The 20819-nt window shown below is 70.5% G+C and carries 27 protein-coding genes and 4 tRNA genes; 22 read left to right on the top strand and 9 right to left on the bottom strand.

What is annotated here, in order from left to right; translation table 11 throughout:
* Positions 1-11 precede the first annotated feature (11 nt).
* From GA0074696_RS06275 to GA0074696_RS06285, 3 genes are read left to right on the top strand one after another with little or no spacing between them, the layout of a single operon-like run.
* Entirely contained in the window at positions 12-1367 is a 1356-nt protein-coding gene (locus tag GA0074696_RS06275) for a polysaccharide deacetylase family protein (protein WP_088960226.1), read from the top strand.
* Positions 1364-2131: a polysaccharide deacetylase family protein gene (locus GA0074696_RS06280; protein ID WP_088960227.1), complete on the top strand. Its 768-nt coding sequence runs from the start codon at positions 1364-1366 to the stop codon at positions 2129-2131. The genes GA0074696_RS06275 and GA0074696_RS06280 overlap by 4 nt, the downstream gene beginning before the upstream one ends.
* Before the next feature lie 17 nt (positions 2132-2148).
* Complete coding sequence (locus GA0074696_RS06285; protein ID WP_088960228.1) at positions 2149-2973, top strand: hypothetical protein; 825 nt, start codon at positions 2149-2151, stop codon at positions 2971-2973.
* Positions 2974-3176: 203 nt separating this feature from the next.
* Here the strand turns inward: GA0074696_RS06285 and GA0074696_RS06290 are convergent, their stop codons facing one another.
* The 8 genes from GA0074696_RS06290 to GA0074696_RS06320 form a co-directional block, all read right to left on the bottom strand.
* Positions 3177-3722 (bottom strand): low temperature requirement protein A, encoded by a 546-nt coding sequence (locus GA0074696_RS06290; RefSeq protein WP_088960229.1) that lies wholly within the window; start codon positions 3720-3722, stop codon positions 3177-3179.
* 30 nt (positions 3723-3752) lie between these two features.
* On the bottom strand, positions 3753-3893 hold the full coding sequence (locus GA0074696_RS32525) for a low temperature requirement protein A (RefSeq protein ID WP_088960230.1): 141 nt from the start codon (positions 3891-3893) through the stop codon (positions 3753-3755).
* A gap of 219 nt (positions 3894-4112) precedes the next feature.
* Positions 4113-4628: a hypothetical protein gene (locus tag GA0074696_RS30670; protein WP_157745830.1), complete on the bottom strand. Its 516-nt coding sequence runs from the start codon at positions 4626-4628 to the stop codon at positions 4113-4115.
* Between the two features lie 58 nt (positions 4629-4686).
* Positions 4687-4815, bottom strand: a complete 129-nt coding sequence (locus tag GA0074696_RS06300) for a YnfA family protein (protein ID WP_407940556.1) — start codon at positions 4813-4815, stop codon at positions 4687-4689.
* Positions 4812-5120 carry a hypothetical protein gene (locus GA0074696_RS06305; protein WP_157745832.1) on the bottom strand — a complete coding sequence of 103 codons (309 nt, stop codon included), beginning with the start codon at positions 5118-5120 and terminating at the stop codon, positions 4812-4814. Before GA0074696_RS06305 ends, GA0074696_RS06300 begins: the two co-directional genes overlap by 4 nt.
* Complete coding sequence (locus GA0074696_RS06310) at positions 5104-5553, bottom strand: MerR family transcriptional regulator (RefSeq protein ID WP_088960232.1); 450 nt, start codon at positions 5551-5553, stop codon at positions 5104-5106. Before GA0074696_RS06310 ends, GA0074696_RS06305 begins: the two co-directional genes overlap by 17 nt.
* Positions 5550-5906, bottom strand: a complete 357-nt coding sequence (locus GA0074696_RS06315; protein ID WP_088960233.1) for a hypothetical protein — start codon at positions 5904-5906, stop codon at positions 5550-5552. The genes GA0074696_RS06310 and GA0074696_RS06315 overlap by 4 nt, the downstream gene beginning before the upstream one ends.
* A gap of 165 nt (positions 5907-6071) precedes the next feature.
* A complete protein-coding gene (locus GA0074696_RS06320; RefSeq protein ID WP_157745834.1) occupies positions 6072-6566 on the bottom strand; it encodes a YajQ family cyclic di-GMP-binding protein in 495 nt (164 codons plus the stop codon).
* A gap of 148 nt (positions 6567-6714) precedes the next feature.
* Between GA0074696_RS06320 and GA0074696_RS06325 the strand changes: the two genes are divergently transcribed.
* A tRNA-Tyr gene (locus tag GA0074696_RS06325) sits at positions 6715-6798 on the top strand.
* Positions 6799-7556: 758 nt separating this feature from the next.
* Positions 7557-8186 (top strand): hypothetical protein, encoded by a 630-nt coding sequence (locus tag GA0074696_RS06330; protein ID WP_157745836.1) that lies wholly within the window; start codon positions 7557-7559, stop codon positions 8184-8186.
* A 919-nt stretch (positions 8187-9105) separates the two neighbouring features.
* On the opposite strand, the gene GA0074696_RS30675 is transcribed toward GA0074696_RS06330, so the two are convergent.
* Positions 9106-9282, bottom strand: a complete 177-nt coding sequence (locus tag GA0074696_RS30675; protein WP_157745838.1) for a hypothetical protein — start codon at positions 9280-9282, stop codon at positions 9106-9108.
* A gap of 163 nt (positions 9283-9445) precedes the next feature.
* Here GA0074696_RS30675 and GA0074696_RS06340 point away from each other — a divergent pair, with 163 nt between their 5' ends.
* The 17 genes from GA0074696_RS06340 (at position 9446) to rplL (ending at position 20632) form a co-directional block, all read left to right on the top strand.
* Positions 9446-9733, top strand: a complete 288-nt coding sequence (locus GA0074696_RS06340; RefSeq protein WP_088960237.1) for a DUF1905 domain-containing protein — start codon at positions 9446-9448, stop codon at positions 9731-9733.
* A 639-nt stretch (positions 9734-10372) separates the two neighbouring features.
* Positions 10373-10519 carry a hypothetical protein gene (locus tag GA0074696_RS30680; RefSeq protein WP_157745841.1) on the top strand — a complete coding sequence of 49 codons (147 nt, stop codon included), beginning with the start codon at positions 10373-10375 and terminating at the stop codon, positions 10517-10519.
* A gap of 96 nt (positions 10520-10615) precedes the next feature.
* Positions 10616-13162 carry a putative bifunctional diguanylate cyclase/phosphodiesterase gene (locus GA0074696_RS06345; protein WP_088960238.1) on the top strand — a complete coding sequence of 849 codons (2547 nt, stop codon included), beginning with the start codon at positions 10616-10618 and terminating at the stop codon, positions 13160-13162.
* A 96-nt stretch (positions 13163-13258) separates the two neighbouring features.
* A tRNA-Thr gene (locus GA0074696_RS06350) sits at positions 13259-13331 on the top strand.
* 26 nt (positions 13332-13357) lie between these two features.
* Positions 13358-13430: transfer RNA gene (locus tag GA0074696_RS06355), tRNA-Met, on the top strand.
* Between the two features lie 132 nt (positions 13431-13562).
* Positions 13563-13730, top strand: coding sequence for a 50S ribosomal protein L33 (rpmG, locus tag GA0074696_RS06360; protein ID WP_013288652.1), 168 nt, complete (start codon positions 13563-13565; stop codon positions 13728-13730).
* A gap of 128 nt (positions 13731-13858) precedes the next feature.
* Positions 13859-14305 carry a MaoC family dehydratase N-terminal domain-containing protein gene (locus tag GA0074696_RS06365; protein ID WP_088960239.1) on the top strand — a complete coding sequence of 149 codons (447 nt, stop codon included), beginning with the start codon at positions 13859-13861 and terminating at the stop codon, positions 14303-14305.
* A gap of 1 nt (position 14306) precedes the next feature.
* Positions 14307-14699 carry a MaoC family dehydratase gene (locus GA0074696_RS06370; RefSeq protein WP_088960240.1) on the top strand — a complete coding sequence of 131 codons (393 nt, stop codon included), beginning with the start codon at positions 14307-14309 and terminating at the stop codon, positions 14697-14699.
* Between the two features lie 127 nt (positions 14700-14826).
* Positions 14827-14899: transfer RNA gene (locus GA0074696_RS06375), tRNA-Trp, on the top strand.
* A 212-nt stretch (positions 14900-15111) separates the two neighbouring features.
* Positions 15112-15516, top strand: a complete 405-nt coding sequence (gene secE, locus GA0074696_RS06380; protein ID WP_088960241.1) for a preprotein translocase subunit SecE — start codon at positions 15112-15114, stop codon at positions 15514-15516.
* Between the two features lie 38 nt (positions 15517-15554).
* On the top strand, positions 15555-16277 hold the full coding sequence (gene nusG / locus GA0074696_RS06385) for a transcription termination/antitermination protein NusG (protein ID WP_088960242.1): 723 nt from the start codon (positions 15555-15557) through the stop codon (positions 16275-16277).
* A 196-nt stretch (positions 16278-16473) separates the two neighbouring features.
* Positions 16474-16905 (top strand): 50S ribosomal protein L11, encoded by a 432-nt coding sequence (gene rplK / locus GA0074696_RS06390; RefSeq protein ID WP_088960243.1) that lies wholly within the window; start codon positions 16474-16476, stop codon positions 16903-16905.
* A gap of 83 nt (positions 16906-16988) precedes the next feature.
* Entirely contained in the window at positions 16989-17705 is a 717-nt protein-coding gene (rplA, locus tag GA0074696_RS06395; RefSeq protein ID WP_088960244.1) for a 50S ribosomal protein L1, read from the top strand.
* Between the two features lie 80 nt (positions 17706-17785).
* On the top strand, positions 17786-18601 hold the full coding sequence (locus GA0074696_RS06400; RefSeq protein ID WP_088964390.1) for an ATP-binding cassette domain-containing protein: 816 nt from the start codon (positions 17786-17788) through the stop codon (positions 18599-18601).
* A 141-nt stretch (positions 18602-18742) separates the two neighbouring features.
* Complete coding sequence (locus GA0074696_RS06405; protein ID WP_231925282.1) at positions 18743-19288, top strand: hypothetical protein; 546 nt, start codon at positions 18743-18745, stop codon at positions 19286-19288.
* A 360-nt stretch (positions 19289-19648) separates the two neighbouring features.
* The gene (gene rplJ / locus GA0074696_RS06410; protein ID WP_088960245.1) at positions 19649-20194 is read left to right on the top strand and encodes a 50S ribosomal protein L10; all 546 of its coding nucleotides are present in this window, start codon (positions 19649-19651) and stop codon (positions 20192-20194) included.
* A 54-nt stretch (positions 20195-20248) separates the two neighbouring features.
* Complete coding sequence (rplL, locus tag GA0074696_RS06415) at positions 20249-20632, top strand: 50S ribosomal protein L7/L12 (RefSeq protein ID WP_088960246.1); 384 nt, start codon at positions 20249-20251, stop codon at positions 20630-20632.
* Positions 20633-20819: the final 187 nt, after the last annotated feature.

Here is a 20819-nt window from a genome sequence, read left to right on the forward strand (position 1 = left end):
GGGAGCCCCAGATGTCCGCCCTCAACCGGTTCCACCGCCGAGCGCGGTCGATCGCGTCACGCGCGCTGCTGGTCGGCCTGGCCGCCCTGCTCGCGCCGGTCGTGCTGCCCGGCGCGGCGCAGGCCACACCGGCCACCGTCGTCTCGCTCACCTTCGACGACGGCGGCTACGACCAGTACGCCAACGCCCGTCCGCTGCTGGACGCGCACGGCATGCACGGCACCTTCTACATCAACAGCGGCCGGGTCGGCGCCGGCGGATACATGTCCCAGGCCAACCTCAGCGCCCTCGCCGCCGCCGGGCACGAGATCGGCGGCCACACGGTCAGCCACGCGGCGTTGAACACGCTCTCGGCCGACGACCAGCGCCGGGAGATCTGCAACGACCGGGTCGCCCTGCTCGGCATGGGCTTCACCGTGAAGAACCTCGCCTACCCGTACGGCTCCGCCGACGCGACCACCAAACAGGTGGCCGTCGAGTGCGGCTACAACAGCGGACGGTCGGTGGGCGGGGTCGTCTCGCCCGGCTCCTGCGGCGGCTGCCCGTACGCCGAGTCGGTGCCGCCGACCGACGCGTACTTCACCCAGACCCCGGACTCGGTGCGGACCGTCACCACCCTCGACCAGATGAAGAGGTACGTCAGCCAGGCAGAGGAGCACGGCGGCGGCTGGGTGCAACTGGTCATGCACCACGTCTGCGACGGTTGCGGCGCTGAATACGAGGTGAGCCCCACGGTGCTGGCGGCCTTCCTGGACTGGCTCGCCCCGCGCGCCGCGTCCGGTACCACGGTCCGCACCGTCGACGAGGTGGTCGGCGGGCCGCTCCAGCCGGGGGTTCCCGGCCCGACGCTCGCCTCACCCGAGCCGGGGGAGCTGGTGCAGAACGCCTCGCTGGAGTCGGTCGGCACGAACGGACTGCCGTCCTGCTTCCAGTACGGCGGCTTCGGCACCAACACGTACGCCTGGACCCGCACCACCGACGCGCACACCGGCTCGTACGCCCAGCAACTGGCCGTCTCCGCCTGGAGCAGCGGCGACCGCAAGCTCGTCACCCGGCAGGACGCCGGGAGCTGCGCACCGCCGGCCGTCGCCGGCCACACGTACTCCGCCGGTGTCTGGTACCGGGGGAGCTGGGGCTCGACCGCCCGCGTGCAACTGGTGCTCTACTACCGCAACTCCAGCGGCGCCTGGGTCTACTGGGCCACCGGTCCGGCGGTGCCGGCCAGCGCCTCGTGGATCCGGACCCCGGCCTACCTGAGCCCGGCGGTCCCGGCCGGCGCAACGGCCCTGAGCTTCGGGCTGGCCCTGGTCGGCGCGGGGAACCTGACCACCGACGACTACACCCTCGTCGACTCCGCGACGGGATGACGACTCCGCTGCCTGCGGCGCAGGGTGGGCCACGCCGACCCGCCCTGCGCCGGCACCTCGCCGAACTCGGCGCCGCCCTGCTCGCGCTGGCGGCCATGCTCGCCTTCACCAGTTACGTACGGCACCCGCCCGCCGCCGAGGCAGGCCCCGCGGACGAGGCGGGTCCGGCGGTGCCGCGCCCGGCCAGCACCGCGAACCCCTGCCTCCGCGGGCGGGTGATGCTGACCTTCGACGACGGTCCGGACGCGCACACGCGGGGAGTGCTGGAGGTGCTGCGCGCCTACGACGCGCGGGCCACCTTCTTCGTGCTGGGCGTCAAGGTCCGCGCCCACCCCGAGCTGGTAGCGGCCGAGGTGGCCGACGGGCATCAGGTGGAGAACCACAGCTGGGACCATCCGCACCTGGCGGACCTGAGCGCGGCCGAGGTGCGCACCCAGCTCGCCGACACGCAGGCGGCCGTGGTGGCGGCCGGTGCGCCGGCGCCGACCCTGGTGCGGCCCCCGTTCGGCAACAGCGGTCCGGTCGTCCACGCACAGGCGGAGGCGTTGCGGTTGCGCGAGGTCCGGTGGAGCATCGACACCAACGACTGGCGCGGGCGCGCCCCGGCGGACATCCGGGACGCGGTGCTCGCCGGGGTGCGGCCGGGATCGGTGATCCTGCTGCACGACGGCAGCCGCGAGTCGGGCAACACCGTCCGGGCCCTTCCCGGGATCATCGAGGGCCTGCGGGAACGTGGCTTCTGCACCGCATCGATGCGCTCATGACCGGAGGGGGTGGCAGGGTGTCGACACTGTCGCGGCCGCCAGCCGTCCGCACCGCGCCCCGGTCCCGCCGGTGGTGGCTGGCGCTCGCGGCCGGCGCGGTGGTCGTGCTGCTGGTCGCCGCCGGGGTCGCGCTGCTCCTGACCCGTACGCGCGGGCCGGCCGACTTCGCCCCGTCGTTCTCCGGCCCCGACGGGCTGGTGACCAACGAGTACGCGTACCGGCATCCGGACCGGCCGGGGGTGCACCGGTCGGACGACTGGCAGGTCACCAGCGGGTCGCTGTACCGCCGGGGTGGGGTGGCGTGGACCGGGACGCCGGACGCCGCGGCGCCGGGCGTCGACTCGTCCACCGGTACGGGCTCCAGCGTCTTCCGCATGACCAGCCGGCGGCACGACTTCGAGAACGTCCGCGTGTCGCTGCGGCTGCGCAACCTCGGACTGACCGACGCCGGGCGGGAGGCGGCGTCGGAGACCGACGGCGTGCACCTCTTCCTGCGTTGGAAGGACGAGACCGAGCTGTACGTGGTGTCGCTGAACCGGCGCGACGACCGGATAGTGATCAAGAAGAAGCTGAGCGGTGGCGACGTCAACGGCGGGACGTACGTGACCATGGGCCAGGCGCCCTACCAGGTGCGTACGGGTGCCTGGCAGTCGTTCGAGGTGGCCATCGCGACCACCCCCTCCGGCGGGGTCGGCATCGACGTGCGACAGGACGACCGGATGCTGGTGGCCGCCACCGACAAGGGCGACTCGGGATCACCGATCACCGGCGCCGGCGCGATCGGGCTGCGCGGCGACAACTGCGAGTTCGAGTTCGACCAGGTGCGCGTCGTCACCGAATGATGTCCCCCTGGGCGGCTGAGCGGGTCTCAACCGGACTCGACGGGGTACCTCACCGCCATGTTTCTCTTCTTCTCGAACCGGATCGGCTGTCTCGGCTCGATCCTGATCAGCGCCATCCTGACGGTGATCCTGCTGTTGATCTTCTCGCGCTGAGCCCTGTTGATCTTCTCGCGCTGAGTCGGTGGTCGGACCGTCCCGCTCGGCTAGCCAGGTGGTGACGGTGGCTCGGGTGGGCGTCCTCTCGCGCGGGCCGCGTCGGTGACGGCGATCCCTGCCAGGACTGCGGTCGCGGCGAGGGCGGCCAGCAGCGGCGGCACGAACAGCATCGCCGGTGCCAGGGCGGCCAGCACGAGCACACCGATCGGCCGATTCCGGGACACCCGGCTGAATACCGTGTATTCGAAGCCGGCACGCCCGGCCAGGAACAGCGCGGGTTCGCCGAGGATGACGGCGACCCAGGCCGGTTGCGGGTGTCCGAGTGGATGGGCGATGACGAGTTCGACGCCGACGGCGGTGACGACGATGCCGGCCACCATGAAGGGGTAGGAGTATGTCGCCCAGAAGGCGACGCGGGTCGGGTCCGGGGCCGTTGTGCCAGCCTCGGCCAACAGTTCCTCGGCGCGGTAGATGAAGATCCGCCAGAACAGCACCGTGGTGGCGAACGACACCACGAACGCCGCGCTCCGATCAGCCGCGAAGCCGCTGCCGTAAAGAGTCAAACCGGAAACCAGGATCAACTCGCCGAGCACCCAGCAGCTGTATCGCTGCCCCGTTGTGGGTCATACAAGTCGGTCGCTCCACCGGAGATCCTGGATCAGCCCGTGCGAGAGCTGGGCGAGCGCGACGACAAACACCAGGTCGAAGAAGAGCTCCAGAAAGTTTGTCCGTGGCTCCTCGGGACCTCGCAGCAGCTTTGGCACCGCTCGTCATCATCGGCTCGCCCGTTCTGCCGACTTTGTCGCGGCTTGGAGCATTCGTACCCCGTGGCAACGCTGGGGAACTCGGATGTGCGGGGGCGGCCCGAGCGACGCCGGCGCCGCCGAGGACGAGACCTGTAACCGCGGCGCTCACGGTGGAGCGAATGTGCTGACGAGACTGCGCCCTGGTCATGCGCTCGGGTTCGAGTGGAGCGCCAGTGCCTACCGTTGGCTGTCTGGTGACAGGTGGGGCGCCATGTAGCGGATCAGGGGTCCGTGTGGATCGCGATAGTCAAGAAGGATGTCCGGTGCACCGCCGGTCGATGAGGTTGGCTCGCTCGTTCCTTGCTGGCTGACGTCGCCACTGTCCCCCGTGGGGATGCCGGCCGTCACGCTGATGTTCACGTGCCGCACGGCACGGTCCGTCTCCGTAGCGAGTCCGCTCACGATGACGACAACGGTCCTACCCTCTTCGTGCCACGCCGGCAGCAGGCCGCGGCCGTCGCCCAGATCCGGTTCCCCGGGCAGGCAGCGGCATGTCCGGCCACGGGCGTGCAGTGCCTGCGCCAGGTGATCAACCAGGGCAAGGTGGGTATTGGGACAGGACACGGCCACTCGAAGGCCTTTGCCGATCGACGCTGCCGCGATCGCGTCGGCAATTGCCGCCAGCGCTGTCCGCTCGCGCGCGACCCTGGAAAGATCAGGCACGTCGCGCCATTCACTGAGGCTTGACTCCACCTCCTGGAGGCGTGACTAGCCCGGGTGCGTGTTACATGGCTCTGCCTGGGCGGGCAGATCAGGCCCTGACGAAAGCGATCCAGGGCAGCCCTCGGTTTTCCCGCCAGCCGTGCCACAGCAGCCAGGCACCGCCGATTTCGGCGGGCGCGGCGAGTAGGAACAGCAGGATCGAGCGGGCAACCGTCACGCGTCGGACCGTAGCGGGACCACCTGGCGGTCGTGCTGGTCGGATTGGCCGCAGGAGCAGTTGCCGCCGACACAGCCGGTGGTGTGGCGGCGCTTGCTGGCCCACCACCAGGACAGGCCCGCGAGCACGGCCAGGGCGACGGCGACGCCGGGCAGGAAGCGGTTGGCTGCGGCCCAACCGACACCACCGAGGACCCCGGCGGCCAGCAGCGGCGGCAGGATGCAGCAGGCGGCGCAGGCGGCTCCCGCGAGTCCCGTCATCCCGGAGGGGAGCAGGCGGCGAAGCCGGTCAGCAGGTGTCGGCACGGTCGTTCCTTTCGCCGAGTTCAGCAAACGGCAGGGGGCAGCAGGTACTGCCGGCGCAGGCGACCAGGTCGTCGCAGCCGGCCGAGATGGCGGCGCGCAGGGTGTCGCGGATGACGGTCAGGTCGGCCAACTTCTGTTCCACCTCGACGAGCTTTTCCTTTGCCCGTGCCTGGAGGCCGGTGTCGGGTCGGCGGTTGTGCTGGTGTCGGCCCGCGTCGAGCAGGTCGGCGACCTCGTTGAGCGTGAAGCCGAGGCGCTGTGCGGTCTTGATGACCCGCAGCAGGGTCAGGGTGTCGGACGGGTAGAGCCGGTGCCCGCCCGGCGACCGCTGTGGGGAGGCAAGTAGTCCCCGGCGCTCGTAGTAGCGCAGCGTCTGCAGGTTGACGCCGGCCGCGTCGGCCAGCTGGCCGGTGCGCAGCCCAGACCCGGTCATCTCGGGCCCCGGACGGACGTCGCCCGCTCGGCGAGGGCATCGAGGACGTCGACGTGCGCCGCCGGCACCCGAACGTCCAGCGTCAGCGAATCCGGGCCAGGTCGTGCGATGTCGAAAGCGAAGAACGAGCAGCAGGACTGTTCACGGGCGGTCAGGTCCCGCGCTGTCTCCTCGACCTGCGCCGCGCCGTCGAGCTGCAACCGCAGGTGCTGTGCCGACAGCCGGTCGACACCCTGGACCGCATCGCGGAAGAACTGATCGAACTCGGCGAGCCGCAGTGGCCGTTCGGGGGTCGGCAGGGTGCAGGCATCCGGTGCCCAGGAGTCATCCGTCGTGACGTGTCGGTCGCTCATACTCTGACGGTAAGCCTGTACCTGGGTACCGGATGCAAGCCCCGGTCGGTAGAAGTATCCAGGCCGTCAGAGGTCGGACAAGGCCAACCAATGGCGACCATCGGCGACGACGGTTCGCGCAGGTAGCGCAGCGTGGCCCATGGTGACTGCGGCGCAGGCAGTGCCTTACCGGTAGTTGGTGAACTGCAGCGCCACGCCGAAGTCCTCGCCCTTGAGCAGCGCGATGACGGCCTGGAGGTCGTCCTTCTTCTTGCCGGTGACCCGGAGCTGGTCGCCCTGGATCTGCGCCTGCACGCCCTTCGGGCCCTCGTCGCGGATCTTCTTGCTGATCGCCTTGGCCTTGTCCGTGTCGATGCCCTGGATGACCTTGGCGTCGATCTTGAAGATCTTGCCCGAGGCGCGGGGGTCGCCGGCGTCCAGCGACTTGAGCGAGATGTTCCGCTTGACCAGCTTCTCCTTGAAGACGTCGAGCGCCGCCCGGACCCGCTCCTCGGTCTCCGCCTGGAGGCTGATCGACTCCTCGCCGGACCAGGAGATCTCGGCGCCGGTGCCGCGGAAGTCGAACCGCTGCGCGAGCTCCTTCTCCGCCTGACGGAGGGCGTTGTCGACCTCCTGGCGGTCGACCTTGCTCACGATGTCGAACGACGGGTTCGCTGCCATGCTCATGCTCCTGCTGTCCGGCGGTCTGTCACGTACCGTCGTCCGCTGGCCAGCGGCACGACCCCCTGACCGTACCCGGTTGCGACGATCCCGGGGGCAACCGCTATCCTTGGCGTCGCTGCCGCGCGCGAGTGCGGTGGTATGCCCTGGCGGGTTGCCCGAGCGGCCAATGGGAGCGGACTGTAAATCCGTCGCGAAAGCTTCAGAGGTTCGAATCCTCTACCCGCCACCAGGTGCGAAGACGGCCTCTGACCAGCAGAAATGCGGTCAGGGGCCGATCTTGTTTGGTCCCGCTGAGTCCGACCGTCGCCCACCGTCGCTCAACGTTCGGGGGCGTATCGGGGGGAGCCCGAGGGGCACCTTGCGATGTCAGTGCCCGTCGTCGGCACCCTTGTCAGGTTGTGACCGTTCCGCCGTTGACGACATCGCGCGTTGCGGTAACGTCGAGACTTGCCGGATCGTTACTCAGCGCAGGTGAGGCGATGCGGTCAGTTGCGGGTAAGGAGTGATGTCACACCCCGCTCGTACTGTTGAGAGCGTCAACCAGGCAACACCCCCCTGACCGGCTGTGAATCCGGCTCCCGGACGACCGGCATGCCGTGACGCGGTCACCGCCCCCATGCTTGGGGCTTGCCGCACGGACCCGGCGCGCACCGTTCCTGCGCCGCGCCGCTCGGGCACGGTGCCCGGCCGGCTGCCGGCCCACGAGCCTCAATCACCCCTTGCCGCTACCGTCTCGGCGGCCTCCGGGCTTCCCCGCTCTCCGCGCCAGCCGCCGGGCGTTGGCGTGTCGGCCGCGTGCGACAGCTAAGCGGCCGGCGCGCGCCCAGGCGGCGGCGCGTGCGGCCCGCTTGTCGGGCCGCCTTGAAGACGTACAGAAACTTTGAACCGCTCGCCGGCAGCCGGCTGTCCGGTCTCGGGACCTGCGTGACAGATCGGTATCAGGACCTGGGTGACACTTCTGGCCGACTTAGCGGGATCATGAGGCACGTGAGTTCCTCTCAGCCCGTCGGGCCCAACGCCCTTGCCGACGCCGTTAGAGACGAGTTGGTAGCCGCCGGCCTACCCGTGCTGCCGTGGGAGCCGAGTGAGGTCCGCGGCACGGGCGTCTCCATCCTTGCCGACGCAGACGATCCAGAGGTCTGGATCGGTTGGGTGGAGAGCGAGGCCATGCGCAACGCCGCCATCACCGCTCTGCAAGCGGGCGCATACCGGCCCGGCGGCTCGGAGGTACATCCCGCCCTCCGGCATTCTTCGACGGTCACGTCCGCGATGCTCGCGGCCATAGCGGAGATCCTTGTGGCGGTCGGGTTCCACGTGGAGACGGACGCCGATGACATGCGGCCGAGCGAATTGCTGGTGCGGGGACGGCAGCCTGGGCCCAGCTGGCGCGATCCGGCCGTTCCGCCGCTCGCCGGTTCGTCCGGCTACGGGCCAGGCGTGCGGGTGCGGCTAATCGAAGGCGACTATGCCGGCGCCGTCACCACCGTAATGAGCGCCCGCTGGCACAACCGGCGGACGGTCGGACCGCCGGACCTGTACCGCGTCGAGCACCCGCGCGGGACCGGTCAGCTCGATGTCCCGGCGACCGCCGTCACGCTGGCGCAGGAGGAAAGCTAGCCGGACGTGTCACCCATGTCCCGAGACTGATCTGTCACGCAGGTCCTGAGACCCGACACGCCGGCAGCCGGCCGCAGGTTGGTACACCTGCCGACTTGGTGTGGTGTCTACGTCTGGGCCGAGCATGTCGTTGACGACTAGGTTGATCGGCTGTGACCTTGGAGTGGCGACGTCGACTCTTGCCCGGTGCCGGGCTCCTGGTACTGGCCAGCAGCTTCCTGCCCTGGTGGGTGGTGCGGGTTCGGAGCATGACCGAACACGAGACCACCTACGAGACCTCCTTCGGCTCCGCGTGGGGCATGTCGTCCCGGTGGAGCGCAGCGGTGCTGCTTGCCCTGGGCGCGGTCGTCGTTTCGTTGGTCTGGCGTGATGTCCGAGGTCGCGTGCCATCGCTGGTGCGTGTCGCCACGTTGGCGGCGGTGGCATTGTCGGTCTTTCTGGTCGTGCAGCAGTGGCGTGACGTCGAAGGCTGGCCCCCAACGGGTTCCGTAAGCCGGTCAACGGTCCATCTCCCCGCCGGGTGCCGAGCCGCCGCGTATGGACGCGGTCGCGGAGATCACCGCAGGTTTCATGGAGCGCGATCACCTCCGGTCCTTCCATTCGCCGGGCCTTACTGCCGACGTCGGCTGGGGCATGTGGGTCGGACTGTGCGCAATGTTGCTGGCCGGGGGTCGCACTGATCGCGGCCAACTCCCGCAGCGAAGCCTCTGCTTAGCCACCCCTGCGGGCGTCGGCCTCACCTTGGCGGTTGATGTTGGCTGCCTGCGCGCGCCACTGACCGCCGTCCGCTTGGACGAGACGCCGGATCATTGACCGGGCCTCGTCCTCGGTATCGAACTGCCACCGGAGCACCTGGCCCGTCTCCGAGTCGCCTGCCCTAGCGACGACATGCCAACGGACCTCGCGGGCGAGCCACACTTCACGGCGGGTGAGCCGGCCCCAACCCCGTTCCACCAGCGCCCCACCAGTTCCCGTGCCACCGGTTGAGCGCTTGGTCGGCCCGCTCGGTGAACTGGCGGTCGGGGAACTTCTCGCCTTGCTTGACCTTGCCGACGTAGCCCCGGTTGTAGGTGATGCGCTTGAGCTGCGAAAACATTCACCGATGACCTTGAGAACGGGCAAAGCCCGAAATCCGTCTCGAAAGCTGCAGCGGTTCGAATCCTCGCCACCAGGTGTGCAGAAGGCCCGTCGGCAGCAGCAATGCTGTGGCGGGCCTTCTCGTCACCCCACTCCGGCCGGCGCGCTCCTATCCTGGCCCGATGGAGCTGGAGTTCAGCGGCGAGGTGTGGTTCTGGAAGGGCCCGGCGCCCTGGCACTTCATCACCGTCCCCGAAGAGGACTGCCTGGAGCTGAGCGCCACCGCCGGGTCCGTGAGCTACGGCTGGGGCATGGTGCCGGTCACGGCCCGGATCGGGCGGACCCGGTGGACGACGTCGCTGTTCCCCAAGGACGGCCGGTACGTCGTGCCGGTGAAGGCGGGCGTCCGGGCGGCCGAGGGGCTCAACATCGGAGACCTGGTGAGGGTCCAGCTCGTGGTCGGCGGCTGACCGGCCGGCACCCCGCTTCCCGGCCGCCGGCCGTGTGCGGCACGCCCCGCAGCCCAGCGGATCAATCGACCTGAGGTGGCCGACCAGCAGCGGACCCGAGGGGCCCTGACCTGCGGAGGAGCGGGTCGGTGGCCCTCGTCCCGGCCACCGGCGCCAACGGGTGAGCGTATTTACGTCGCTTGCTGTCGGATAGGGGCTGGCGCTTCGGCGTCGGGTAGAGCATTCTGACGGTCGTGGATGTGTTGGCCGTCGGCGGAGCGCCGGTCGACCGATTCCTCGCCCGGCTTCCCCCGCCGGGCCGCGGCGGCCGGAGGCCGCGGCTCCCGGGAAGGGTCGAGACCGGTCCGGGCCATACCACCGCCTCCGTCGCTTCTGACCGGATCTTCTGACTGGCCGGCTCTCGGGGCAAAGGTCCCACTCGCCGGAGGACGGTGGGAATCGCGGCTAAAGACGGAAGACGCGTCATCTGTGCGCTGCTCAGGCCCGCAGGTCGCCCCGGCTGGCGACTTGTCGTGCACCGTCCGAACCAGCCGGTACGGACGATGCCGATCGGCCGTCCGTCCGCTTTGCGGGCCGGGGAGCTTGTGGCACGATCGTGGAATCTTCACCTCCGACACACCTGCCGACAGGAGCACGCGAATGTCTGGTCGAAGGCTGGCCCGGCGGGTCGGCGTGATGCTCATGCTTGTCGCCCTCGCCGCTGGTTACGGCATGGGGCTGGTCGGTGACGGGCCGGTCGAGTTCCGGACCTTTGACTATGTCTGGACGGCCCCGCCAGCTCCGTAGTCTCGTCGGTGCCCGCTCGAGTCCGGGCACCCTGTCGATGGCGACCTGACGCCGATCAGTCCACGGTCCTCGGCACGATGACCGATGAGGAGAGTTATGGCCGACCGTCGGTCGTCATCGGCGGGGGCATCGTCCCCTCGGCGGCCCGCCGAACACGCCTGGTTGGTCACCGGACCGCTGGCCCTCGTGGCCATCGTCTTCTCCACCGCGATCGGCCTGTTCACTTCGCCGGCGCTCGGGTCATGGAGCATCGCCGCGGTTCTGCTCACCGTCATGGTGGTGGCGGGCCTGCCGATGCTCAACTTCGTGATCGGCCGGCAGTCCTTCGGGGTGCGGCTCACCGAGATCCCGCTGGTCCTGGCCTTCTATTTCCTGCCGCCGCTGATGGTGGTGCTGGCGTACACGCTGGCCACCCTGCTCACCCACCTGCGTTACCGGTTCGGGGTCGCCAAGCTCGCGTTCAACGTGGCCAACGCCTCCGCTGCGGCGTCCTTCGCCGCGCTGGTGCTGCTGGCCCTCCCGCCGATCCGTGGGGTGGGGCCGGGCACCTGGGGCATCCTTTTCGCCTCGGTCAGCACGTTCACGCTGGCCACCCTGTTCGGCGTGGCCGGGGTCATCATGGTCATGCACGGCTGGCAGGCCGGTGCCAAGGTGTTACGGAACGCGCCGTCGACGCTGCCGACCTCTGCGGTCAACGTGGTGGTCGGTCTGGTCGTACTCATCGTGCTGGACACCACCTGGTGGTCGGCGGTCCTGATCGCCGCGCTGGCGGGCGCCGTCGCCCTGGTCTACCGCTCGTACGCCCAGTTCTTCCGGCAGCACCGGACGCTCGGTGGGATGTACGACCTGACCAAGGCGATGACCGCGGAGGGGCAGAGCGGCAACCTGGTGGACGTCCTGCTCGGCCGGATCCGGGCGTTCATGCAGGCCGAGTACGCGACCCTCTGGCTGCCCGCCCAGGGGCGGCACCCCGAAGTCATGTTGACCGCCCGGGTGGACGACTCGGGCCTGCTGGACGTGGCTCCCACCCCCGAGGTGATCCGGGAGGAGACCCGACGGCAGCAGCGGAGCCTGGCGCTCGGCGTGCGGCTCGGCGGGGACGAAGAGCTGCGGGCGTCGCTGCGGACGACCGGTGTCAAGGACGTCATCGCCGTACCGCTGCGCTCCGGGCAGGCCGTCATCGGCACCCTGGAGGTGGCCAACCGGCTCAGCGACGTCGGCCACTTCACCGACAGCGACATTCCCATCTTCGAGACGGTCGCGGCGCACGCCGCGGTCGCCCTGGAGAATTCCCGCCTGGTCGACCGGCTGCGCCACGACGCGTACCACGACACGCTCACCAAGCTGCCCAACCGCCGCCGGATCACCGGCGCGCTCGACGAGGCGGTCAAGATCCGCGCACCGGGTGAGGTGGTGGCGGTGCTGCTCTTCGACGTGGACGGCCTGCGCCAGGTCAACGAGTCCCTCGGCCACGCCGCGGGCGACAAGGTCCTCGTCGAGGTGGCCGAGCGGCTGCGCGCCTGCGCGCCCTCCTCGGCCCTGGTGGGCCGTGCCGGCGGCGACGAGTTCCTGGTCACCCTCCGGCTGGAGAACGCCGAGGCGGCGCTGGAGCTGGCCGCGCAACTGCGCGAACAGATCCGCGACGAGATGGTCTTCGACGCCCTCACCCTCGACGTCGACACCGCGGTCGGGGTGGCCGTACACCCGGACCACGGCAGCGACGCCGCTTCGCTGCTGCAACGGGTCGACCTGGCCGCGACGGCCGCCAAGTCGGTCCCGGGCAGCGTGCAGCTGTTCAATCCGGCGTTGGAGTCGCGGTCGCTGCGCCGGCTCGGCCTCGCCGGCGATCTGCGGCGGGCGCTGGACGAGGGCGCGCTGGAGGTCTACTTCCAGCCGAAGGTGACGCTGCGCGACCGACGGTTGGTCGGGGTCGAGTGCCTGGCCCGGTGGGAACACCCGACGCACGGCACGGTGAGTCCGGAGGACTTCGTCGCGGTGGCCGAGCACACCGGCCAGCTGGGCCGGCTCACCGAGGTGGTGCTGCGGGAGGGGCTGCGGCGCAGCCGGGACTGGAGCCACACCGGCCAGCCGCTCGCCGTCGCGGTCAACATCTCCGCCCGTACGCTCACCGACCAGCACTTCCCGGCCCACGTCCGGGAGCTGCTCGAGGAGTACGGCGTGCCGCCGCAGCGGCTCACCTTGGAGATCCGCGAGTCCGGGGTGCTGGACGGCACCGACCGGCCGATCCCGACCCTGCGCCGGCTGCGCGACCTGGGCGTACGGCTCTCGGTGGACGACTTCGGCACCGGCGACTCGTCGCTGGCCCACCTGCGCCGGCTACCGGTGCACGAGGTCAAGGTCGACCGCTCCTTCGTGCAGGGCATGGCGACGGATCCGGGCGACCTGGCGATCGTCAACGCCGTGGTCACGCTCTCCCAGCAGTTCGGCCTCGCCGTGGTGGCCGAGGGCGTGGAGAGCGAGCTGACCCTGGAGCTGCTCCAGGACATCGGCTGCGAGATCGGCCAGGGCTTCCTGTTCAGCCGCCCGCTGCCGTACGAGCGCCTGGAGGCCTGGTTCGGCGCCCAGGTGGACCCGGAGACGATCTCCGCAGGTGAGTCGCCGAGACTGCGGGTTGTGCCCTGATCTGCGGAAACGTGGGGCAGGGGGATCGGATTTCACCTCGGCGGCGGGGTCATGTACTGTTACCCCTGCGCGACGCCCTTCGGGGTGATCAAGCAGGCCCCCTTAGCTCAGTCGGCAGAGCGTCTCCATGGTAAGGAGAAGGTCTACGGTTCGATTCCGTAAGGGGGCTCAGAGGGTCCGGCTGGACCCGCCTGCGGCGGTGTAGCTCAGATGGCAGAGCAAGCGGCTCATAATCGCTGTGTCGCCGGTTCAAGTCCGGCCACCGCTACTCTCGTCCTCCGGGCCTGGTTCCCGGCGGCCGACGGGACGGGCGCCACTGGCGCCCACTTTGCATGTCCGCGCATCGACCGCGTAGGTTGATGCGTCGTAGTTGATACCCCAGCGAGGAAGGCACTCCGCCGTGGCGAAGGCGACCGATGTCCGGCCGAAGATCACTTTGGCGTGTGTGGAGTGCAAGGAGCGCAACTACATCACGCGCAAGAACCGTCGTAACGACCCGGACCGCATCGAGCTGAAGAAGTTCTGCCCCCGGGACGGCAAGCACACGGTCCACCGCGAGACCCGCTGACCTGCGGCCGGCACCGCCGGCCCGGTCCCTGAGCAGTTCCCGGACGCCGATCCGCACGGATGGCGCGGCATTTTCGCCGCCCCTCCCGTACGGATCGGCGTTCGTGCTTTGCGTGTAGGTTCGGCGGCATGTCCCTGGACCCGTCCTTCGTCGGCCGGACCTATCCGCCGACCGCCCCCTATCAGGTGGGCCGAGAAAAGATCCGCGAGTTCGCCGCCGCCATCGGCGCCACCGACCCGGCCCACCACGATCCGGAGGTGGCCCGGGCGCTGGGCCACCCGGACGTGGTCGCCCCGCCGACCTTCCCCTTCGTGATCACCATGGCCGCGAACCGCCAGATCATCGAGGACCCGGCGCTGGGCGTCGACTACAGCCGGGTGGTGCACGGCGACCAGCGCTTCGCGTACAACCGTCCGGTGGTGGCCGGGGACGAGCTGGTCTGCGTGAACACCATCGAGGAGGTCACCAACCGGGGCGGGCACGGCTTCCTGACCACCCGTACCGACGTGCGCACCGTCGCCGGCGAGCCGGTGGTCGCGGTCTGGTCCAAGCTCGTCGTACGCGGGGAGGCCTGAGATGGAGCTGCCGACTCAGACGTTCCGGATCACCCGGGCGGACCTGGTCCGTTACGCGGGCGCCTCCGGCGACTTCAACCCGATCCACTGGAACGACCGGACCGCCACCAAGGTGGGCCTGCCCGGGGTGATCGCGCACGGCATGTTCACCATGGCGCTGGTCGGTCGGGCCGTCACCACCTGGGCGGGCGCCCCGGACGCGGTGGTCGACTTCGGCGTCCGGTTCACCCGGCCGGTGGTGGTGCCGGACGACGAGCAGGGCACCGAGATCGAGGTGAACGCGGTGGTGAAGGAGGTCACCGAGGAGGGCCTGACCAGGCTCGACGTGACCGCCACCTGCCTGGGGGAGAAGGTCCTCTCGCAGGCCCGGGCGATCGTCCGGACCACCCGCTGACCGGTGCCGGACAGGTGATGGGCGGTACCGGTTGGGAAAGTCGGGGCACTACCCGTACACTGGTCCGCCGTGGGGCAAGTGACCCCTGCCCGGCCCTCGTGGTCGAGCGGGGCGAGCGTCGCCGCACAGGGGTGTAGCTCAATTGGCAGAGCAGCGGTCTCCAAAACCGCAGGCTGCAGGTTCAAGTCCTGTCACCCCTGCGCCTCAGGCCTGACCGTTCCCGTGGGTCGCGCCGCCGACTGGCGGCGTCCGGCCCGTGGTGGTGGCATCGGCGGGGTGGTTCCGAGGCATCGGGCCCCTTCGTCCGGTCCGCCGGCCGCGGCCCGTCGCGGGACGGCTGGTCCGGCCGGCGTGACCACACGCCGCGTACGCCCATCAGGCGTACGACCGACATCCCGCGACGGAGGGCGAAGTGGCCGAGAGCAAGCGGCGCGGCGAGGACGCCGGCGACGAGGGTCTGCGCGACGAGCGCGACGAGCTCGTCGACGACGTGGCCGCCGACGACGACGCCACCGGCGCGGACGAGCCGGTCTCCCGGGGCGGCACCGCGACCCGTTCGCGGGCCCGTGCCGGTTCGGCCGACAGCAAGCCGAAGACCCGTGCCGACACCGACCGGATCGGGCTGTTCGCCCGCATCGCGCGTTTCTTCCGCGAGGTGGTCGCCGAACTGCGTAAGGTCATCTGGCCGACCCGCAAGGAGCTGCTGACCTACACGGCCGTGGTGGTGACGTTCGTCGCGGTGATGCTGACGATCGTCGGCCTTCTCGACTTCGCCTTCGCGAAGGGCGTGCTGTGGGTCTTCGGCAACCCCAGCTGACCGGCCGACTGAGCCGATAGTGACGGAAGTGAGCGAGCGTGCCTGAGTACGACGAGACCGCCGAGACCACGGACGACCAGTCCACGGTGGCGACGGCGGCGAGCGACGAGTCGGTCGAGGCCGCCAGCGAGCCGGAATTCCCGACCACCGAGCCGGCCCCGGACGAGGAGTACGACCCGGTCGCCGAGCTGCGCCAGAAGCTGCGCTACGCCCCGGGTGACTGGTACGTGGTGCACTCGTACGCCGGCTACGAGAACAAGGTCAAGACCAACCTCGAGACCCGGATCACCTCCCTCGACATGGAGGACTTCATCTACCAGGTCGAGGTGCCGACCCGGGAAGAGGTCGAGGTCAAGAACGGCAAGCGGTCGCAGGTCCAGGCCAAGGTCTTCCCGGGCTACATCCTGGTCCGGATGGAGCTGACCGCCGAGTCGTACTCCTGCGTGCGCAACACGCCGGGAGTCACCGGCTTCGTCGGTGCCACCGACCGGGCCGACCGGCCGGCGCCGCTGAGCCTCGACGAGGTGCTGAAGTGGCTGGCCCCGGCGGTCGAGGCGGTGGAGAAGAAGGCCAAGCCCGAGATCAGGGTCCTCGACTTCGAGGTCGGCGACTCGGTCACCGTCACCGACGGCGCGTTCGCCTCGCTGCCGGCGACGATCAGTGAGATCAACGCCGACCAGCAGAAGCTCAAGGTGCTGGTGTCGATCTTCGGCCGGGAGACTCCGGTCGAGCTGAACTTCAACCAGGTCGCCAAGATCTGACGTCCGGGTCGCCGGCGGTGGGTATTCGCCCGCCGTCGGCGTACCCGTTTCCGCCCCTCCGTTGGACCTCGACGGACCTCGACGGACGGGGCGGTGCAACGCTGCGCTACCCTAGAACGTCGTCGCTGTCGCATCGCGCTGACCGTGCGCGCCCGCGGCCCGGCACCTTTCCCAGTTCCAAGCCCCAGGAAGTGACATGCCTCCGAAGAAGAAGCTCGTCAAGACGTTCACGCTTCAGCTGAAGGCGGGCCAGGCCACGCCGGCGCCGCCGGTGGGCCCCGCGCTCGGTCAGCACGGCGTGAACATCATGGAGTTCTGCAAGTCCTACAACGCGCAGACCGAGTCCCAGCGGGGCGACATCGTCCCCGCCGAGATCAGCGTGTACGAGGACCGGTCCTTCACCTTCGTCCTGAAGACCCCGCCCGCCGCCCGGCTGCTGCTCAAGGCCGCCGGCGTGGAGAAGGGCTCCGGCGTCCCGCAGAAGGACAAGGTCGGCTCCGTGTCGCAGGCCCAGGTGCGTGAGATCGCCGAGAAGAAGATGGTCGACCTCAACGCCAACGACATCGACCAGGCTGCGAAGATCATCGCCGGCACCGCCCGGTCGATGGGCATCATCGTCAGCGACTGACGTCGTCTGAGCACTCACCCGATCAGTTCGTGGGAGGGCGCGCGATGACCGCGGCCCGCCAGAGACCACAGGAGTAACCAGAAATGCAGCGCAGCAAGAGCTACCGCAAGGCCGCCGACGTCATCGACCGGTCGAAGCTCTACACCCCCGTCGAGGCCGTGAAGCTGGCCAAGGAGACCACCAACGTCAAGTTCGACGCCACGGTCGAGGTCGCGATGCGCCTCGGCGTCGACCCCCGCAAGGCGGACCAGATGGTCCGCGGCACGGTCAACCTGCCGCACGGCACCGGTAAGACCGCCCGCGTGATCGTGTTCGCCGCCGGCGCGAAGGCCGAGGAGGCCGCCGCCGCCGGTGCCGACGAGGTGGGCACGGACGAGCTCGTCGCCCGGATCCAGGGCGGCTGGCTGGACTTCGACGCCGCGATCGCCACCCCCGACCAGATGGCCAAGATCGGCCGGATCGCGCGGATCCTGGGCCCGCGCGGCCTGATGCCGAACCCGAAGACGGGCACGGTGACCATGGACGTCACCAAGGCCGTTCAGGACATCAAGGGCGGCAAGATCACCTTCCGGGTGGACAAGCACTCCAACCTGCACCTGATCATCGGCAAGGCCTCGTTCTCCGAGACCCAGCTGGTGGACAACTACGCCGCCGTCCTCGACGAGGTGCTCCGCGCCAAGCCGTCGGCGGCCAAGGGCACGTACCTCAAGAAGGTCGTCCTCACCACCACCATGGGCCCGGGCGTTCCGGTCGACCCGAAGCTGGTGAAGAACCTTCACGAGGCCCCGACCGAGGGCTGAGCACGACTCCCGCGCAGGGGCCCCGCCACGGACTCGTGGCGGGGCCCCTGCCGTTCGTCCGGCTGTGGCAGGCTCGCGGCATGCTGCTGGAGGACGTCTGGCTCCGGTACCACCGGCGCGGCCCGTGGGTGCTGCGGGCGGCGCAGGCCCGGATCGAGCCCGGTGAGGTGGCGGTCGTGCTCGGCCGCAACGGCGTGGGCAAGTCCACCCTGCTCCAGCTCGCGGCCGGGGTGCTCCGGCCGGGCCGGGGCCGGGTCCTCGACCGGCCCCGCCACGTGGGCTGGGTGCCGGAGCGGTTCCCCGCCGACCAGCCCTTCACCGTCCAGGCCTACCTCACCGCGATGGGCCGGGTCGCCGGGCTGTCCCGGTCCGGGGCGGCGCGGGAGGTCGACCGGTGGACCGAGCGGCTGGGCCTGACCCGGTTCCGGGGCGTGAAGCTGCCCGAGCTGTCCAAGGGCACCGCGCAGAAGGTCGGACTGGCCCAGGCGATGCTCCGCCGACCCGGCCTGCTGGTGCTGGACGAGCCCTGGGAGGGCCTGGACTCCGCCGCCCGCGAGCTGGTCCCCGCCCTGGTCGACGAGGTGCTGGCGGCCGGCGGATCGGTGCTGGTCAGCGACCACCGGGGGGAGACCGTCCGGCTGCCGAGCGCCCGTCGCTGGACCGTCGCGGACGGCGTGGTGACCGAGGAGACGTCCGCCGGGGCGGAGCCGATCGCCGTGGTCGAGGTCGCCGTGCCGGCCGCCCGGGTGGCCGGCGCCGTCGCCCGGTTGCGCGCCGAGGGCCACCACGTCCTGCGGGTACGCCCCGACGCCGCCCCGCCGACCGCCGGGTCACCCGAGCCGGCGGCGGGAGAGGGCGTCGGAGCGGACGGCCCGGCGCGGGAGGTGTCCCGGTGAGCGCGCTGGTGCGGCTGCGGCTGGCCGGCTTCCTGCGTACCGGACGGGCGCCCGGCGCCGCTGCTGGCCGGCCTGCTCGCCCTCGGCGTCCTGTACGGCGGCGGCCGGGCCCAGCCGGCGGAGGCGTACGGCGTCTCCGCGGTGGTGCTCTTCCCCGTGCTGGCCTGGCAGACCAGGATCCTGCTCGACGTGGAGCCGGACGTGCAGCGCCGGTTGGCCCTGGTCGTGGTCGGCCCGGCCCGGGAGCGCGCGGCCGGCCTGCTGGCGGCGACGGTGGCCGGGCTCGGCACCGTGGCCGTCGCGATGGTCTTCCCGTGGTTGGTCGGCGGGGTGACCGGCCCGGTGGGGTCGGGGGACCGGTCGTTGCCGGTGGGTCTCGCCCTCGGGCTCTGGGCCCACCTGCTGGCCCTGCCGGCGGCGGTGGCACTCGGCGCCCTGGCCAGCCGGGCGGTCACCGGCAGCGCGGGCTACGGCGTGGCGGTGCTGGCCCTGGGCGCGGTCGGCGCCCTGGTCCTCGGCCTGAGCGGCTCGGTGGCGCCCTGGCTGGCGCCGCCGGTGATGGCGACCGCCCGGGCGTTGACCGGCCCGCTGGTGGTCTCCACGGCGCTGCTGCTCAGCGCCGGCGCGCTGGCCTGGGCGGCGGTGGCCCTGGCCGGCTACGTCTGGCGGCGCCGGGTCCGGCCCTGAGCGGGCCGGCCACGCCGGCGGACCGCCGTCGGAGGTGCCGCGCCGGAGTGACCGGGCGCACGTGGGGGGCGATTTGGTGCTCACCGTCGCGTGCCGTAACCTGGTGACGAAGTTCCACCCAGAGACCGCTGGTCACCGTGCTCCGGCACGGTCGAAGGTCCCGCGATGACGGGCGACCCGCGCAGGGCGGCAAGCGAAAATCGGCTCTTCCCGTGGTCCGCCGACCATGGTGATCGTGCCGGCCCTCGCCCCGTGCGCCCTGCGCCGGGGCTTTTCTCGTTGTCGTGATCCTCCGCCGCCGTCGGAAGGCCACCCGGCCTGCCGACGGCGACCAGCCTCGAGCAACGAGAGAGGAGGGACATGGCGGACAAGCCGATCCGGGCCGACAAGGCCACGGCCGTCGCTGAGCTGACCGAGAGCTTCCGTAACGCGGGCGCTGCGGTGCTCACCGAGTACCGTGGTCTGACGGTTTCCCAGCTCACCCAGCTGCGGCGCTCGCTCGGCACGGAGACCACCTACACGGTCGCGAAGAACACGCTGGCCAAGCGTGCCGCGACCGAGGCGGGCATCTCCGGCCTCGACGAGCTGTTCACCGGTCCTACCGCGCTGACTTTCGTTTCGGGCGACGTCGTCGAGGCGGCGAAGGGGCTTCGCGACTTCGCGAAGGCCAACCCGAAGCTCGTCATCAAGGGCGGTGTCTTCGAGGGCAAGGCCATTTCCGCGGCCGAGGTCACGAAGCTCGCCGACCTGGAGTCCCGTGAGGTGCTGCTGGCCAAGCTGGCCGGCGCGATGAAGGGCAACCTGAGCAAGGCCGCGGCCCTGTTCCAGGCTCCGCTCTCCAAGACCGCCCGTCTGGCGGCCGCCCTGCAGGACAAGCGCGAGAAGGAGGGCGCCGAGGCGGCCTGAGGCCTCCCGGCGCACCCAGTTCTTACCTAACAGATTCAGGAAAGGACGCCAGACATGGCGAAGCTCAGCACCGACGAGCTGCTCGACGCGTTCAAGGAGATGACGCTGATCGAGCTCTCCGAGTTCGTGAAGCAGTTCGAGGAGACCTTCGAGGTCACCGCCGCCGCTCCGGTCGCGGTCGCCGCTGCCGGTGGCGCTGCTGCCCCGGCCGAGGCCGAGCCGGAGAAGGACGAGTTCGACGTCGTCCTCGAGGGCGACGGTGGCAAGAAGATCCAGGTCATCAAGGTCGTGCGTGAGCTGACCGGCCTGGGCCTCAAGGAGGCCAAGGACGCGGTCGAGTCCGCGCCGAAGGCCATCCTGGAGAAGGTCAACAAGGAGACCGCCGAGAAGGCCAAGGCCAAGCTCGAGGGCGAGGGCGCCAAGGTCACCCTCAAGTAATTGAGGTACGACCAGGCGCGCGTCCGGCTCACGTGAGCCGGGGCACACCGCATCGCGGCGGGCGGTGATCCGGGAACGGATCACCGCCCGCTGTGGTTGGTGGCTACCGGTGGCAGCGGCGTGAGCAGGACGTCCGGCACCCGGCGTGCGGCACCACGGCGGCGCCCGGCGGTTGCTCCGGAGCGGA

Origin of the sequence: Micromonospora purpureochromogenes (genome assembly GCF_900091515.1) — a bacterium.
Taxonomy (GTDB): domain Bacteria; phylum Actinomycetota; class Actinomycetes; order Mycobacteriales; family Micromonosporaceae; genus Micromonospora; species Micromonospora purpureochromogenes.